This window comes from Halovenus carboxidivorans (assembly GCF_009831575.1).
Classification (GTDB): domain Archaea; phylum Halobacteriota; class Halobacteria; order Halobacteriales; family Haloarculaceae; genus Halovenus; species Halovenus carboxidivorans.
Window position 1 is genome coordinate 11845 of record NZ_WUUT01000003.1, and the last position, 14778, is coordinate 26622.

General features: G+C 65.5%; 12 protein-coding genes. 4 read left to right on the forward strand and 8 right to left on the reverse strand.

Annotated elements, in window-relative coordinates; all coding sequences use genetic code 11:
* The first annotated feature begins 22 nt into the window (after positions 1–22).
* On the forward strand, positions 23–1672 hold the full coding sequence (locus GRX03_RS08105) for a class I adenylate-forming enzyme family protein (RefSeq protein ID WP_159763717.1): 1650 nt from the start codon (positions 23–25) through the stop codon (positions 1670–1672).
* Positions 1673–1699: 27 nt separating this feature from the next.
* Here GRX03_RS08105 and GRX03_RS08110 read toward each other — a convergent pair whose 3' ends face one another.
* Together GRX03_RS08110 and hisI are read right to left on the reverse strand one after the other, a co-directional pair.
* Complete coding sequence (locus GRX03_RS08110; RefSeq protein ID WP_159763718.1) at positions 1700–2830, reverse strand: DUF7118 family protein; 1131 nt, start codon at positions 2828–2830, stop codon at positions 1700–1702.
* Positions 2817–3185, reverse strand: a complete 369-nt coding sequence (gene hisI, locus GRX03_RS08115; protein ID WP_159763719.1) for a phosphoribosyl-AMP cyclohydrolase — start codon at positions 3183–3185, stop codon at positions 2817–2819. Before hisI ends, GRX03_RS08110 begins: the two co-directional genes overlap by 14 nt.
* A gap of 218 nt (positions 3186–3403) precedes the next feature.
* Here hisI and thsB point away from each other — a divergent pair, with 218 nt between their 5' ends.
* Positions 3404–5077: a thermosome subunit beta gene (thsB, locus tag GRX03_RS08120; protein ID WP_159763720.1), complete on the forward strand. Its 1674-nt coding sequence runs from the start codon at positions 3404–3406 to the stop codon at positions 5075–5077.
* A gap of 198 nt (positions 5078–5275) precedes the next feature.
* Here the strand turns inward: thsB and GRX03_RS08125 are convergent, their stop codons facing one another.
* The 3 genes from GRX03_RS08125 to GRX03_RS08135 all read right to left on the reverse strand — a co-directional run bounded on the left by GRX03_RS08125 (position 5276) and on the right by GRX03_RS08135 (position 7331).
* Positions 5276–5953: a sensor domain-containing protein gene (locus tag GRX03_RS08125; RefSeq protein WP_159763721.1), complete on the reverse strand. Its 678-nt coding sequence runs from the start codon at positions 5951–5953 to the stop codon at positions 5276–5278.
* Positions 5954–6072: 119 nt separating this feature from the next.
* Positions 6073–6687 carry a class I SAM-dependent methyltransferase gene (locus tag GRX03_RS08130; protein ID WP_159763722.1) on the reverse strand — a complete coding sequence of 205 codons (615 nt, stop codon included), beginning with the start codon at positions 6685–6687 and terminating at the stop codon, positions 6073–6075.
* Between the two features lie 29 nt (positions 6688–6716).
* Positions 6717–7331: a class I SAM-dependent methyltransferase gene (locus GRX03_RS08135; RefSeq protein ID WP_368278187.1), complete on the reverse strand. Its 615-nt coding sequence runs from the start codon at positions 7329–7331 to the stop codon at positions 6717–6719.
* A 95-nt stretch (positions 7332–7426) separates the two neighbouring features.
* On the opposite strand from GRX03_RS08135, the gene endA reads away from it, so the two are divergent.
* Together endA and GRX03_RS08145 are read left to right on the forward strand one after the other, a co-directional pair.
* The gene (gene endA / locus GRX03_RS08140; RefSeq protein ID WP_159763723.1) at positions 7427–8458 is read left to right on the forward strand and encodes a tRNA-intron lyase; all 1032 of its coding nucleotides are present in this window, start codon (positions 7427–7429) and stop codon (positions 8456–8458) included.
* A 70-nt stretch (positions 8459–8528) separates the two neighbouring features.
* Positions 8529–11759: a hypothetical protein gene (locus GRX03_RS08145; protein WP_159763724.1), complete on the forward strand. Its 3231-nt coding sequence runs from the start codon at positions 8529–8531 to the stop codon at positions 11757–11759.
* A gap of 33 nt (positions 11760–11792) precedes the next feature.
* On the opposite strand, the gene cobA is transcribed toward GRX03_RS08145, so the two are convergent.
* From cobA to GRX03_RS08160, 3 genes are read right to left on the reverse strand one after another with little or no spacing between them, the layout of a single operon-like run.
* Positions 11793–12623 carry a uroporphyrinogen-III C-methyltransferase gene (gene cobA / locus GRX03_RS08150; protein WP_159763725.1) on the reverse strand — a complete coding sequence of 277 codons (831 nt, stop codon included), beginning with the start codon at positions 12621–12623 and terminating at the stop codon, positions 11793–11795.
* On the reverse strand, positions 12616–12900 hold the full coding sequence (locus tag GRX03_RS08155; RefSeq protein ID WP_159763726.1) for a DUF6360 family protein: 285 nt from the start codon (positions 12898–12900) through the stop codon (positions 12616–12618). The genes cobA and GRX03_RS08155 overlap by 8 nt, the downstream gene beginning before the upstream one ends.
* A 2-nt stretch (positions 12901–12902) precedes the next feature.
* A complete protein-coding gene (locus GRX03_RS08160; protein WP_159763727.1) occupies positions 12903–14666 on the reverse strand; it encodes a nitrite/sulfite reductase in 1764 nt (587 codons plus the stop codon).
* Between the last annotated feature and the right edge of the window lie 112 nt (positions 14667–14778).

Sequence of the window (14778 nt, forward strand, 5' to 3'; positions counted from 1 at the left end):
GCATGGTATGTGCATCCAGACCATGGAGTACTACGAGGGAGACCGGATCGAACACATGGGGTTGGTGCCGCGGATGGCCGCGGACCGGTACGGAGACAAGACGGCGTTTACGTTCATGGACCAGGAGACGACGTTCGACGAACTCGAGAAGCAGTCAAACAGGGTCGCGAACGTGCTCCTCGACCACGGGGTGCAACCGGGGGACCGGGTGGGGCTGTTCATCCCGAACACGCCGCAGTTCCCGGCCGCGTACTTCGGGACGATCAAAGCCGGAGGGGTCGCGACGCCGCTGAACCTGCGGATGGATCCGGAGACGCTGGGCTACGTCGTCCAGGACGCCGGAATCGACGTGCTCGTCGGATCGCCGTACGTCGCGGAGGAGGTCCAGAATCTCGCCGAGGCGGCCGGGGTCGAGACGCTGCTTCTCCCGGGGGTGAGCGACGAGGAGAGCGGTATCGTCAACTACTCACACGCCCTCGAGGCCGCCGACAGCGAGTTCGACCTCGTCGACCGCGAGTTCGGAGACATCGCGGCCCAGCCGTACACCAGCGGGACGACCGGCAAGCCGAAGGGGGTGATGCTCTCGCACAGAAACCTGCTCTCGACACAGGAGAGCTACGACAAGAGCGGGCTGGGGATCGATCCCGACGACACGCTCGTGCTGGTCCTGCCGATGTTCCACATCTACGCGCTGAACGCGCTGATGAGCACGTACGTGATGACGGGCGCGGAACTGAATCTCCAGCCCCAGCCCGAACCCGACGCGTTGCTCGACGCCATCGACGAACACGACGCGACGACATTCGCCGGCGTCCCGGCGCTGTACACCCAGATGTTTCGGGTCTACCGGGAGAACCCGGAGGAGTACGACCTGTCCTCGCTTTCGTACGTCGTCTGTGCGGCCGCGCCGCTGCCGGAGGACACCCGCCAGACGATCATGCGCGAGTGGGACGTGCCGATGGTCGAGGGCTGGGGGATGACCGAAACCTCGCCGGCGGGGACGGTCGAACCGGTCGCCGGCGTCAGCAAGGAGGCCGGCTGTGTCGGACCTGCGCTGCCCGGTATCGAACTCAAGATCGTCGACCCGGACACCCGCGAGACGATCGTCCACGCGGACGACGTCCGACCGGTTCCCGACGAGTCGATCGACTTCGCAGACGAGGAGGCGACGACCGGAGAGTTGGCGATTCGCGGTCCCCAGGTCTTCGAGGGCTACTACAACAAGCCAGACAAGACCGCCGCAGTGAAAGACGACGAGGGCTGGTTCTACACCGAGGATGTCGCCCGCATCGACGAGGACGGCTACATCTGGATCGTCGACCGGGCCGACGACATGATCATCTCCGGCGGCGAGAACATCTACCCCGCCGAGGTCGAGGACGCCTTATACGAACACCCCGAGGTAGCCGAGGCCGGCGTCGCCGCCGCGCCCCACGAGGTGAAAGGTGAAGCGCCGGTGGCGTTCGTCGTTCTGGAGGAGGGCGCGGACGTGACCGAACGGGAACTCCGGGAGTTCACGCTCGATCACGTCGCCACGTACGCCCACCCGCGACGGATCTTCTTCGTCGACGAACTGCCCCGCAGCGCCACCGAGAAAGTCCAGCGCTACGCCCTCGAAGAGATGGCCGAGGAGCGCCTCGACGAACCGCTCGACTCGTCGGACACGCTGTAACCGCCGTCAATCGGGCCGTCGCGGTCGTTACCGTTCGGGGTAGGACTCCAGCGCCTCCATCAGCCGATCACGTTCGGCCCGCAGTTCGGCGAGTTCGTCCTCGATTGCCTCCGACTGCAGTCGCTCGCGCTCCTCCTCGCTGAGTTCCTGGCGGACAACGGCGCTGTTTCGGAGTCGCTCGTACTCGGTCTCCCGCGGCAGTGCCGCCACGGTCCGTAGCTGTTCGACGACCGCGGGGTCGATCCGGTTGACCGCCGCGGTCAACTCTCGACACCGGTACCGGAGTGCCTCGGCTTGCGGCGGCGGCCAACTCACCGTCAGCGGCTCGCCGTCCAGCGCCTCCAGATACGCGCGGTGGCCCTCGACGGCGTGTTTGAGCTTGTTCGGTTCGTCGACGTAGTGTTCGAGTTTCGATCGGGAGTAGTCGGCGTAGTCGAGAATCGTCGCAATCGGCTCCTCGCCCGGCGGGTTGGTCTCGATGTACTCGACGACATCCCGGGGCGGAGAGGTGAAATCGACGAGCGGGTACGCCTCCATCTCGTCTAAAAACGCCATCACCTCCCGGGCCGGTGCCGACCGCTTGAACTCCCGAAACGCTTCCCGGGCGGCCTCGTTGTACGCGCGAATCGGCTCTTCGAGCCGTTCGATCGGGGCGTCGAGGTCGGCCTCGGCGAGTTCCGAGAGCCGTTCGAGTTCCTCGATCTCGTCTCTGCACTCGCGCAGTCGCGTCTCGACGTCTCTGCGGGCTTTTCGATAGCCTTCGAGGGCCTCGTCTCGGTCCTCGATTCGGTCGGCGAGATCCGCGACCGGTTCGAGTCGCTCGTAGACGTGCTCGAAATCGGAGTCGCTGAACCACTTCTGCTGGAGGTACTCGTCGCACTCCTCGAAGATGTCGGCGTGCAGCACGTCGTCGGGGATGTCGCTCATCACCCGTTCGATCTCGCCCTGGAACTCGACAATCGTCTGGATGTCACCGTCGTCGCCGGTGACCTGATCCTGATAGATATCGAGCACGCGGTAGAAGGACTCGTAGGCGTCGGTCATCGCCGCGAGTTCCGCCTCGCCGTACTCCTCGACGCGGCGCTGTCTCCGGTCGAGTTCCGCCTCCCGGCGGTCGAGCGCGGCGATCAACTCGTGGCGGGAGTCACTCGTAGACATCGTCTGGGTCGAAGACCTTCTCGCCGCGCAGTTCGCCGTCGATCGTCCGGTGGAAACAGGAGTGATAGCCGGTGTGGCAGGCCCCGCCCTCCTGCTCGACCAGGTACAGCAGCGCGTCCCCGTCGCAGTCGACGCGGATCTCCTCGACTTCCTGGACGTGTCCGCTGGTCCCGCCTTTCTTCCAGAGTTCCTCCCGACTGCGGGAGTAGTAGTGTGCGAGTCCGGTCTCGCGGGTCTGTTCGACTGCCTCCTCGGAGGCGTATGCGAGCATCACCACGTCGCCGGTCTCGACATCCTGAGCGACGACCGGAAGGAGCGGCTGCTCGTCGAACGCGAGGTCTGGAACGTCGGCCATGTCTCACCGGTTGCCCCTCACCCGCATAGATCTTGTCTTGTCGCTATCTGACACGTAACGGTATAAAAACCGTCGTCGGCTCGCGAAATCCATGGTAGCTCCTCTCATGAATTCTCCCTTGATTCGGCCGTTCCCGACGACTCTCGGTGACGAATCCGGACCGGGTCCGCTTCGAACACACACATTTATATAGAACCGTATGCAAACTTTCGCTTGATATGAGTCAGCAGCAGATGCAGGGCCAGCCCATGATCGTTCTGGGTGAGGACGCACAGCGGATGAAAGACGAGAGCGCACAGGAACACAACATTTCGGCCGCGCGCGCGGTCGCGGAATCCGTACGTTCCACACTCGGACCGAAGGGGATGGACAAGATGCTCGTCACGTCGCTGGGGGACATTGTCGTCACGAACGACGGCGTGACGATTCTCGAGGAGATGGACATCGACAACCCGACGGCGGAGATGATCGTCGAAGTCGCCGAGACCCAGGAGAGCGAGGCCGGCGACGGGACGACCACCGCCGTCTCGATCGCGGGCGAGCTGCTGAAAAACGCCGAGGAGCTGCTCGAACAGGACATCCACCCGACGGCCATCATCAAGGGCTTCAACATGGCCGCCGACAAGGCCCGCGAGGAACTCGACGACATCGCCGTCGAGATCGAGAGCGACGACACCGAGGTCCTGCGCCAGATCGCCGAAACGTCGATGACCGGCAAGGGCGCTGAACAGCACAAAGAACACCTCGCACAGCTGGTCGTCGACGCCGCACAGGCGGTCACCGTCGAGGCCGACGACGGCTCGACGATCGTCGATCTCGCCTTCCTGAAAATCGAGACCCAGACCGGCCGCTCGGCGGGCGACTCCGAGCTGCTCAACGGCGCGGTCATCGACAAGGACCCGGTCCACGAGGACATGCCGACCGACCTCGAAGACGCCAGCGCGCTGATCATCGACGAGCCGCTGGAACTCGACGAGGCCGAGGCCGACACGCAGGTCAGCGTCACCGACCCGAACCAGATCCAGGACTTCCTCGACCAGGAGGAGAAACAGCTCCGCGAGATGGTCGATCAGATCGTCGACCTCGGTGCCGACGTGGTCTTCTGTCAGAAGGGCATCGACGACATGGTCCAGCACTACCTCGCCAAGGAGGGTATCCTCGCCATCCGACGCGTCAAGCGCTCGGACATGGAGTTCCTCCGCGAGGTGCTCGGCGCGGACATCGTCTCGGATCTCGACACCGCGACCGAGGAGTACCTCGGCACCGGCAACGTCACCTGGGACGACGAAGAGGAACTGTTCTACGTCGAGGGCACCGGCGACGAGGTCCACGGCGTGACCCTGCTGCTGCGGGGCTCGACCGAACACGTCGTCGACGAGATCGAACGCGGCGTCCAGGACGCCCTGGATATGGTCGGCAACGCCGCCGGAACCGGACAGGCCCTGCCCGGTGGCGGCGCGCCCGAGGTCGAACTCGCCCGCCGACTCGACGAGTACGCAGACGGCGTTAGCGGCCGCGAACAGCTCGCTATCGAGGCCTTCGCGGACTCGCTGGAGATCGTCCCGCGCGTGCTCGCCGAGAACGCCGGGCTGGACAGCATCGACACGCTCGTCGACCTGCGCGCGGCCCACCAGAACGGCGAACAGCGCGCCGGTCTGAACGTCTTCAGCGGCGAGATCGAGGACACCTTCGAGTCCGGTGTCGTCGAGACCGCGAGCGCGAAGAAGCAGGCCGTCTCCTCCGCCAGCGAGGCCGCGAACCTCGTCCTCAAGATCGACGACATCATCTCCGCCGGCGACCTCTCCACCGAGGGCGACGACGACGACGCGCCCGGCGGTGGCATGGGCGGCGGTATGGGCGGTATGGGCGGCGGTATGGGCGGCATGATGTAAGCGTGGTCGAACGAACAGAGGCCACGTTCTAGCGAGCGGGGAACGAACTGACCCGTGAGCAGCGAGGCCGAACGAAGAGCGACCTCGCTTACGGTGAGCGGCCCTGCTGGACAGCATCGAGCGGAGTGTGGCTGTGAACGGCGCTGCCGCTCTCCGCCCGAGCACAGACACACGATCGCCGCAGACAGCGTTCTGCTCTCACCCTCGATTTTCGTCGAGCCGCCGGGCCGAGCCGTCCGGTCCCAGCAGTGCCTCGGCCACGATGGCGTTCACGCGGGCGAAACTGTTGAGAACCGGCAGAGCGACGATCGCGAGAACCGACCCGACGGGAACCGCGAGCAACCGTTGTGTCTCCGTCCGGAACGTATCCGCGGCCTCCCAGCCGAACACCTGCACGTTGAGGGCGCCGTCGGGGTAGACCGGCAGCAAGAGTAGTTCGACAGCGGTGCCGAACAGCGCGACGAGCAACACGAACGCACCGATCCCGAGCCAGAATTTCAACAGCACGAAGCCGAGGCTCCGCCACGTCGAAGCGGCACGGACGTACGCCATCGCCGTGCCGACGGCCCCCGATCCGCCGCGGTCGATATCGTCCGGCGCGGCGATGTCTGTGCCGAGCAGCGAGTTCGCCAGCCTGCGCTCGAACCCGGCGATTGCCTGGACCGCGAGCAGCGTGCCGAAGAGAATCCCGATCCCGACGACTAACACCGACAGACCGAGACCGAGCGCGACCCCGGTCACGACCGCGACGAAGTACGCGAGTCCGAGCGGGAAAGACAGGAACAGATAGAGGAGGTTTCTGTAGGTCTGTCCGTCCGTGACCGACCGGCCGCTGATCGACCGTCCGCCGGAGTTCGTCGCCGATCTGGTCCCCATACGTGACACTCGGTGGGTGCGGACAAAAAGCCACGAACAGCGGTTCTCTCCGCGAAACGCTCGCTACAGGGCGTCCTCAAAATCGGTGGCGGGCCCCTTCGTGTCCCGTCCGATCCGGCTCACCTATCGGCGTCGGCAACGAGTACGCCGACCTGTTCGGCGACCATCTCGACGGCGGTCAGGGCGTATCCCTCGTCGGTGAACGCGTCCGCGAGGACGCCGACGGTCGCGGGGTCGTCGACCTCGGGGCTGTAGAACGGCTCGTCGGGGTCCGGCCCGGCGAAAAACATCACGTCCCCGAGGACGATCCGTCGCGGGTCGAGCGCGGCGAGGGTGCTGATCGCCTCCCGCTTCTCCTCGTCGCCGAGGTGGTGCATGGCGAAGTTCGAGGTGACGATATCGACGTCGGCGTCGTCGGGCACCGCCGGATCGCGGAACCGTCCCTCACCGAACTCGACGGTTTCGACGCCGCGGTCGGCGGCTTTCTCTCGTGCCCGTTCGAGCATCCCCTCGCTGATGTCCCGCCCGATCACGCGGCCCGCTTCCTCGGCAACACCGAACGCAATCGCTCCCGTACCTGTCCCGAGGTCCAGCACGGTCTCGTCGGGGTCCGCGTCGGCGTGGCCGACGACCAGATCCGCCGCCCGGCGGTACTCCGGCGAGTCCTGGTTCTCGTCGTAGTCGGCGGCGTGCTCCGAGAAGCGTTCGGCGTGTTCGTCGATGGATTTCTTCATGTCTGAGCGTCGGTCCCGAGGGCAAAAACTCACTCGCCAGGAGACCGTCCGACGACGGCGTAAAACGGGTCGGTCCCCGGCTGATCGACCACCCGAGTCGTCTCCCCGATCCCGCCGGCCGTAACATACCGCTCGACCAGCGCCGCGCGTCCGTCCATCGAACGCTCCCGCCAGCCCCGAACGGCCTTCGTCGGAAACATCCGGTCGGTGAAGCTCACGACGGCGACCCCGTCGGGAGCGAGCACACGCCCGAACTCCTCGAACACCGGAGCGGGATACTGGAGATACTGCACGGACAGCGCACAACAGAGCACGTCGAAACCACCCGCGTCGAGCGGGAGCGTCTGCTCTGTGTTGAAATCCTGGAGGAAGTACTCGTCGAGCCGGTCGTTTTCCGCGAGTTCCGCCTCGTTGAGACCGTGACCGACGACCCGTTCGTAGTCGTACGCCGGCAGGAACGACCGCCAGCTACTCATCGCGTCGAAGATTCGGTCCCCCGGCGCGGTCAGTTCCGCGTACAGTTCCGTGAGCCTGGACAGAAACGGCTCGTCTGCGTGCGTGACGAACCGCGGCGACCGATAGAACGCCCCGTCGTCGCCGTCGTCGAGTTTCTGTCGTTCGGCGTCTGAGAGGATTCCCGACACAGATTCGCTAGGGCATCCGACACAAAGAGTCCTGTCGTGAGGCGAGGCGGTGCGGAGATCACAGACGCTTTGTCGTCGGCGCCGAACCGGTAGATATGGACGTTACGTTCGACGGCGACCGCGCCCACGGCGGCCGACAGGCCCGCGAGCAGTTCTACGACTCGCGGGGCTACGGCCGGCCGAGCGACGGTGCACTCGAACTCGCCGCGGTGGAAGCCGCACATCTGCTCTACCGCGGCGATCTCGACGCCGTCCGGGATACCCGAGACGGCGCTCGTCTGGACTTCGAGGCGTTTCTGGCTCTCGATGCCGTCTCCGAGGTCGATTTCTTCGTCTACAAGGATCTCCGGGACCGCGGCTTCTACCTCTCGACGCTCACAGACGCCACCGACGGGGCGGATTTCGTCGTCTATCCCCGGGGACACGGCCCGTGGGACGACGAGGTGGCGTACCGGGTCCGCACGGTCAGCGAGCGGGCCGACGTGGGCGCGGCCGCCGTGCAGGCGCTGGCGAGACGGCAGGAGACCGGCGTCCTCGCCGTCGTCGACGAGGAGAGCGAGGTGAGTTACTTCGAGGTCGCCGAGCCGACTGTCGACGGCTCGACTGACCACGACCTCTCGGAGGTTTCCGGCGAACTGCTCGCAGACCGCGTTCTCGTCTCCGACCCGCCCGCAACAGTTCACCAGCAGGCCTTCTACGGCCAACCGCTCGACGGCGAGGGCAGTGCCGTCCAACTCTCGCTGGTCGAGGCCGCATACCTCGCTGGCGAGGGTGCCCTGGCTCTCACGGAGGGTGACCGACAGGCCGTCGTCGACCGCGGCCGGGCCGTCGAGGGCGAACGGTTCGACCGCCGGCTTCGGGTCTACGAACTGCTGCGGGAGTCGGGTGTCGTCCCGAAGACGGGGTTCAAGTTCGGGGCCGATTTTCGGACCTACGCGAACGTCGAGTCGGTCGACGACCTCGGCCACTCCGAGTATCTGGTTCGGGTACTTCCGGCCGACCACGACTTCGAACCGCGGGATCTCGCACTGGACGTGCGACTCGCACACGGGGTCCGCAAGGAGATGCGTTTCGCGCTCGTCGGCGACGACATCGAGTGGCTCGGCCTCACGCGGTTGACTCCCTGACGGGTACTCCGTTTATTTTCCCCCACAGCAGAAAATATTTACCGCCGTGCTGTTAGTCGAGAAGATACTGATGCCGCCACAGAACCCAGTCCGCCGACAGTCGGTCCGGGCCGGACTCGCTGTCGTTGCCCTCGTCTGTGCGGTCGCCCTGGTCGCGTCGGCACCAGCGCTCGCTCAAGAGACCAGTGACGAGTCGGTAGAGCTAGCCGGGAACGGAACGGCGGAGAGCCCGTACGAAGTCTCGAATCTCTCGGAGCTACGAGCAATCGAGAACGACCTCGGTGCCCACTACGTGTTGACAGATGATATCGACGGAGAAGCTACTCGAACGGGGGAACGTGTGTCTCTCGGGAACGCCAGAAGATGGGATAACGGCCGACCGTTTACGGGAGTACTCGACGGCCAGGGACACACGATCCGTCACGATGTGGGGCCGTTGTTTCACACGAACGACGGCACCATCAGACAACTCCGCGTCGAACGTGTTGCGATCGTAGGCGCCTATCGGGAGCGGATGATCCCGGGCAGGCCACAGGGGGTGGTCGCAGCGGCGAATACGGGGAATATCACGAACGTCGTCGTTGCCAATGCAAGCGTAACTGAGGGGCGATTCGCCGGTAGCATCGTCGGCGTGAACCGCGGCGGCAGGATCACGGACAGCAGGGTTACGGGAACGACAGTCCAGGGTGGAATCGTCGGCGGAATCGTCGGCCGAACTGTTGGCGGAACAGTCGAAGCCACCGCAGTCGACGGGGCGGTCAGCGGACGGTCTGCCGGCGGGGTTGCCGGGGAATCGAACGAAACGACGATTCGAGAGACGAGATCATCTGCGACGGTCAGCGGCGACGAACGGCTGGGTCGAGCGGGTGGTCTCGTCGGGGATGCGACAGCCACGCGCATCGAAGATTCGCTGGTGACTGGTGAGGCTGATGGGTCAGTAGCAGGTGCAATCCTCGGACGCACCGGCAACGAGACGACAGTTGAAGCGACCTACTGGGCGCAGACAGCAGGTCGACAGGGGGCGGCGAATGGGTCGGTGGCCGCGACAGCGGTGCCGACGGCGCAGTTGACCGGGGCTACGGCCCGACGCACACTCCCGTTCCGGTTTCCCGAACAGTGGCTCGTCACCGACTCCTACCCCGTTCCGTCGGGCGTGATCGGTAACGGGACGCTCTCGACACTCGGTGGGGAGACCGTCGTGGGGGCGGGAACCGAGTCGAATCCGTACGTGATCACGACCGTCGAGCAGTTACAGGCGATGAACGCCGATCTCGACGGCCACTACGTACTCGGGAGCGATATCGACGCGAGTGCTACCGCGGGCTGGGGCGGTCCCGACGAACGCGGGTGGGTCCCAATCGGAGGTCAAGACCTCGCAGATGTCGGGCGTCTCGCGGACTCGGAGGTGTTTACCGGAACGTTCGACGGCCGGAATCACACGATTCGAGGCCTCACTATCGACCGACCGGATCCGGGCTACATGGGTCTGTTCGGGGTGAACCGCGGCACGATCGAGAACGTCGAACTGCGTCACACAGATATTTCGACCTACTACGGGCGAACTGCGGTATTTGTTATGCCCGGTGGTATCCTCGTCGGGGCAAACCAGGGGCGGATCTCCGCTGTCACTGTGACCGACGGAGCAATCTCTAACGACGTAGCTACTGGCATCATTGGAAGGCACGACGACGGGGCTGTCTCCGATATTACCGTGCGGAACGTGACGATCCGGACGAACGCAGCGACTGGTGGTGTCGTCGGAATCCAATCCGGAGGAATCGTCGAACGGGTGAACGTAACGGGGCTGACAACGGACCCGTGGTTTGGAACCGTCGGCGGGATTGTCGGTGAGCTAACCAACGGGACCGTTCGAACAGCCGCAGTCTCCGGTACGGTGTCCGGGGGAACCGTCGGCGGTATCGTCGGTGAGGCAGACAATGGAACCGTCACGCAGGTACGCTCGACCGCTCGCGTCGACGGAGAGGACGCCGCCGGTGGTCTCGTCGGCAACGCCACCGAAACGACCGTCTCAGAGGGGTACGCCGCTGGTCCAGTCACGCTCCAGACTCCTCCCAGCCGGAGTCCTCCCGACGGGATCGCTGGGGGGGTCCTCGCCACGGACGACAACAGCACGATCGCTCGGGTCTATTGGGACCGGAAGCGGACAGGCCGAGCGAGCGCAGTGGGACGCGGACCCGGCACAGCAGTCGCGCTCTCGACGCCCGAGATGCTCGGATACCGAGCGGCAAATTCGATGACTGGCCTCGACTTCCAAGATGTCTGGACAATAACCGATTCCTACCCGGCAGTCCGGGCGATAGACAACCCGCCCGTCAGAGACGTTCGGGTGCTGAACGTGACGCTCTCGAAGCGGGCGGTGACCCTCGGCGAGGAGATGGGCGTTCGATTCACCGTCGAGAATCCCGCCGACGAGCCGGTGCTGTACGCCCCTCGTCCTCCCGAACTCGGCGGGATTCCTGCCCCGCCGCACCGGGTCCTCTCCCCCGGCGAGCAACAGACGGTCCGGACGAACTGGACCACGGCTGCCGTCGGTACTCGGACGGTCACGATTGGCCAGCACCCACCGAAGCGATTCGACGTTCTCACGGAGCACAACCCCGTTCTCGTCGATGTCGACACGCCAGCGGCCGTCGTCCGGGGAGAGCGATACAACGTGACGGCGACGCTGAAAAATAACGCGTCGGTCGAACTGCACGCGACAGTCGTCCACAGATCGCCGGGCGAGCAGACGAACCGGTCGGTCTCCGTCGACGGGGGCGGCAATCGCACTGTCACCTTCGAGACTGTCGCCGATACGGCTGGACAGCGAAACCACACCATCACGGTCCACGACAGGACCCGACGCGGGAGTACCGAGATCCGGGCCCCGGAAGCGTTTCGCGTCGATTCCGTCCAGGTCCCGGGGCAGCCTACCCGAGGTGAGGAGTTCGAGGTTCGGGTCACAGTGAGCAACACCGGTGGACGCGACGGGGCAGTTCCGGTCGCCATCAAGGCCGGCGACCGAGTGCTCGTCAACGAGACGGTGACTGTCCCTGCCGGCGAGACGGCGACGGTATCGGCGACGCGGACGGCCAACAGCACGGGCTCGCTCGAACTGCGGGCCACGACCCCTGACGGGGAGCGCTCGACGACGCTCGTCGTCGGAGAGCAGAGCAGTGCCGCCAACGAATCGAGTACCGAGAGCACAGACGGAAGTGGTCCCGGATTCGGGATCGCACCGGGGGTGCTCGCGGTGGTCGCGGCCCTGTTGATCGCTCGATCCGCGGCGAAGGCTCGCTGACTAGCGGCAACGAACAGAACTATGCTTGTGCTCTCAGTCGCCCTCGATCTGGGAGTACTGGCCGGTCGTGACCAACTGCCGCCCGAGCGACTGCACGCAGGCGTCGATAGCCTCCCGGACCTCGACGACATCGCCCACGAGCGTCACCGCCGGCGGGGAGATGTCCGCCCGCTCGGCCCGGTCGACGATCGTTCCGACCGTTCCGGTGACGACGGTCTCGTCCTCGTAGGTGGCGCGTTCGATCATCGCGACCGGCGTCTCGGGATCGAGTCCGGCGGCCCGGAGCGCGGCCATGTTCTCCGGGAGTTTCCCGACGCCCATCAGAATCGAGAGCGTCCCGCCGGCCGCGACCGTCTCCGCGAGTGCCTCCCAGTCCAGCGCGCTCTCCGGCTTCGTCGGGTCCTCGTGGCCGGTGACGACCGTCAGCGCGGAGGCGTGTTCGCGGTGGGTCACCGGGATCCCCGCGACGCCCGGCGCGGCGATGGCGCTGGTCACGCCCGGGACGATCTCGCAGTCGACGCCGGCCTCCGCCAGCGCCTCGGCCTCCTCGCCGCCGCGGGCGAACACCGTCGGATCGCCGCATTTCAACCGCACCACACTCGCCGGTTCGTTGGCGGCCTCGACCAGCAGGTCGTGGATCTCCTCCTGTGTCGTTCGCTCGCCGTTCTCGGGTCGCTTGCCCACGTCGACCAGCCGCGTCGACTCCGGGACCGACCCGAGCAGGTCGTCGTGGACGAGCGAATCGTGCATCACGACGTCGGCGCTGTCGAGCAGCCGTCGGGCCCGGACAGTCAGCAGTTCGGGGTTACCCGGCCCGGCGCCGACCAGGTAGACCGTCCCGGGAGCCGCTTGCGTCTCACTCATCGTCGACCTCCTCCTCGACGCGGTCGGCGGCCTCCCGGAGCGTCGAGGCGAGCGTCCGCGCCTGATCGGGGAACAGTTCGACGTGATCGGCGTGCTGGTCCAGCCGCTGTACGTCGGTCGGGTCGAGTTCGGTCGAGAGCCGGACGACTCCCTCCTCCTCGTCGCTTTCGACGTTGAGGACGACGATCCCGTCTTCGTCCCAGTCGAGCCCCGAGGCTCCGCCCTGCAGGTAGTCGAAGGTCGTGTACGCCGTCACGTCCAGCACTCGGTGGCTCATGGTCAGTCATCCGCCGAGATCGGCGTCCCGTCCGGATCGGTCGGTGCGGGGCTGTCTCCTTCGGCGAAGGGATACCACGCCTGCTTCGCATCGGTGAGAGTGGCATCCTCGTAGTCGCTCTCGGCCGGGTCCGTCATGTCGGTCAGCGGCTCGACGCCGAACTCCTCGACCCACTCCCGGAACGTCTGACCCTCCTCGCGGTGTGCCGCGAAGGCCTCGACGATCTCTTTGATCAGCACCGGCACCTCGTCGGCCGGGACGCGCTGGTGGACCCACTCGATAAAGCTCGGATCGGCGCCGATTCCGCCGCCGACGCCCACATCGAGGGCTTCGACCATCTCGCCGTCCTTCCGGGCGCGCATCCCCTGCAGTCCGATGTCGGCAGTCATCGCCTGCCCGCAGTCGGCCGTACAGCCCGAGTAGTGGATCTTGATGCGGTTGACGTCGTCGGGGAGGTCCGTGTTGTTGCGCAGCCAGCGCAGCATCCGTGCCATCCGGACCTTGGTCTCGGTCAGCGCGATCGAGCAGAACTCCGTCCCGGTACAGGCCTGTGCGCCCCGGACGAACGGGCTCGGCTCCGGCGTGTGCTCCTCCAGCAGCGGCTCCGAGAGCAGCGGCGCGACGTTGTCGTCGGGCACGTCCATGATGATCGGGTTCTGGCGGCGAGTCAGTCGGACCTCGCCGGAGCCGTACTCGCCGGCGAGATTCGCCAGCGCGATGGTCTCCTTGGCGGTGAGTCGGCCGACCGGCACGCTCAGTCCGACGTAGTTCAGCCCGTCTCGCTGTTCGTAGACGCCGACGTGGTCGTGCGGCCCCTCCTCCGGCGGCTTTCCGGCGTTGTATGTGTACTCCTCGCGGAAGTGCGTGCCGGCGGGCTCGAACTCGAACTCCAGGCGGTCGTTCAGGTCCTCGCGGATCGTCTCGGTGCCGTGTTCGTCGACGAAAAACCGCGCGCGGTTCTTCGAGCGGTTCTGTCGGTTACCGTGCTCGTGGTAGTACTCGACGAACTCACGGACCGTCTCGACGGCCTTCTCCGGCGGGATGAACAGATCGAGCGGCCGAGCGCGCCGCGGTTCGCGCCCGCCGAGACCGCCGCCGACCCGGACGTTGAATCCCTTGCGCATCTCCCCGTCTTCTCTCTTGTACGCCGGCTCCAGCCCGATATCGTTGATCGAGTCCTGGGCACAGCCCTGCTTGCAGCCCGACACCGAGATGTTGAACTTCCGGGGCATGTTCGATAGCTCGTCGTCGTCCCGAATCGTCTCCTGGATCTCGTCGAGGATCGGTCGGGACTCGATGAACTCCTCGGCCTTGCCTGCGACCGGACAGCCCGAAATGTTCCGCATCGTATCGCCGCCGGCAGAGCGGGAACTCACGCCGACGGACTCGAGTTTCTCCCAGATCTCCGGGATATCTTCGAGGTTCAGCCAGTGCAGTTGGATCGACTGCCGCGTGGTCAGATCGATCCAGCCGTTGCCCCACTCCGGGTTCTCGGCGGGCCCAGTCGCGTACTCCCGGGCGACCTCCCCGATTGCGCGGAGCTGATCGGGCTTCAACACACCACCGCAGTTCGTCAGCCGCATCATGAAATACGACTCCTGACCCGAGCGCTGGTGGAACACGCCCCAGAACTTGAACCGGGTAAACCACTCCTCGCGTTCCTCCTCGGGGATCGAATCCCAGCCGCGCTCCGCGAACTCCTCGATTTTCTCTCTGACTGCGTCACCGTACAGCTCGTCTTTGATCTCCTCTTTCTTGTGTGGCATAAATACTCACCTGCGTACTAAGTGTCCAATTTTACTGCAATCCGCTTGGGCTTCGGACTGTAATTCACGTCTAAGTATCGGGTATTGAAAGTATAAAACACTAACCGTTGAA

Bases quoted from the DNA above. Each gene is read 5' to 3' on its own strand.
- GRX03_RS08155 (WP_159763726.1), bottom strand. From the start codon at position 12,900: ATGAGCCACCGAGTGCTGGACGTGACGGCGTACACGACCTTCGACTAC.
- GRX03_RS08110 (WP_159763718.1), bottom strand. From the start codon at position 2,830: ATGTCTACGAGTGACTCCCGCCACGAGTTGATCGCCGCGCTCGACCGC.
- endA (WP_159763723.1), top strand. From the start codon at position 7,427: ATGGACGTTACGTTCGACGGCGACCGCGCCCACGGCGGCCGACAGGCC.
- GRX03_RS08130 (WP_159763722.1), bottom strand. From the start codon at position 6,687: ATGAAGAAATCCATCGACGAACACGCCGAACGCTTCTCGGAGCACGCC.
- GRX03_RS08125 (WP_159763721.1), bottom strand. From the start codon at position 5,953: ATGGGGACCAGATCGGCGACGAACTCCGGCGGACGGTCGATCAGCGGC.
- cobA (WP_159763725.1), bottom strand. From the start codon at position 12,623: ATGAGTGAGACGCAAGCGGCTCCCGGGACGGTCTACCTGGTCGGCGCC.
- thsB (WP_159763720.1), top strand. From the start codon at position 3,404: ATGAGTCAGCAGCAGATGCAGGGCCAGCCCATGATCGTTCTGGGTGAG.
- hisI (WP_159763719.1), bottom strand. From the start codon at position 3,185: ATGGCCGACGTTCCAGACCTCGCGTTCGACGAGCAGCCGCTCCTTCCG.
- GRX03_RS08145 (WP_159763724.1), top strand. From the start codon at position 8,529: ATGCCGCCACAGAACCCAGTCCGCCGACAGTCGGTCCGGGCCGGACTC.
- GRX03_RS08160 (WP_159763727.1), bottom strand. From the start codon at position 14,666: ATGCCACACAAGAAAGAGGAGATCAAAGACGAGCTGTACGGTGACGCA.
- GRX03_RS08105 (WP_159763717.1), top strand. From the start codon at position 23: ATGGAGTACTACGAGGGAGACCGGATCGAACACATGGGGTTGGTGCCG.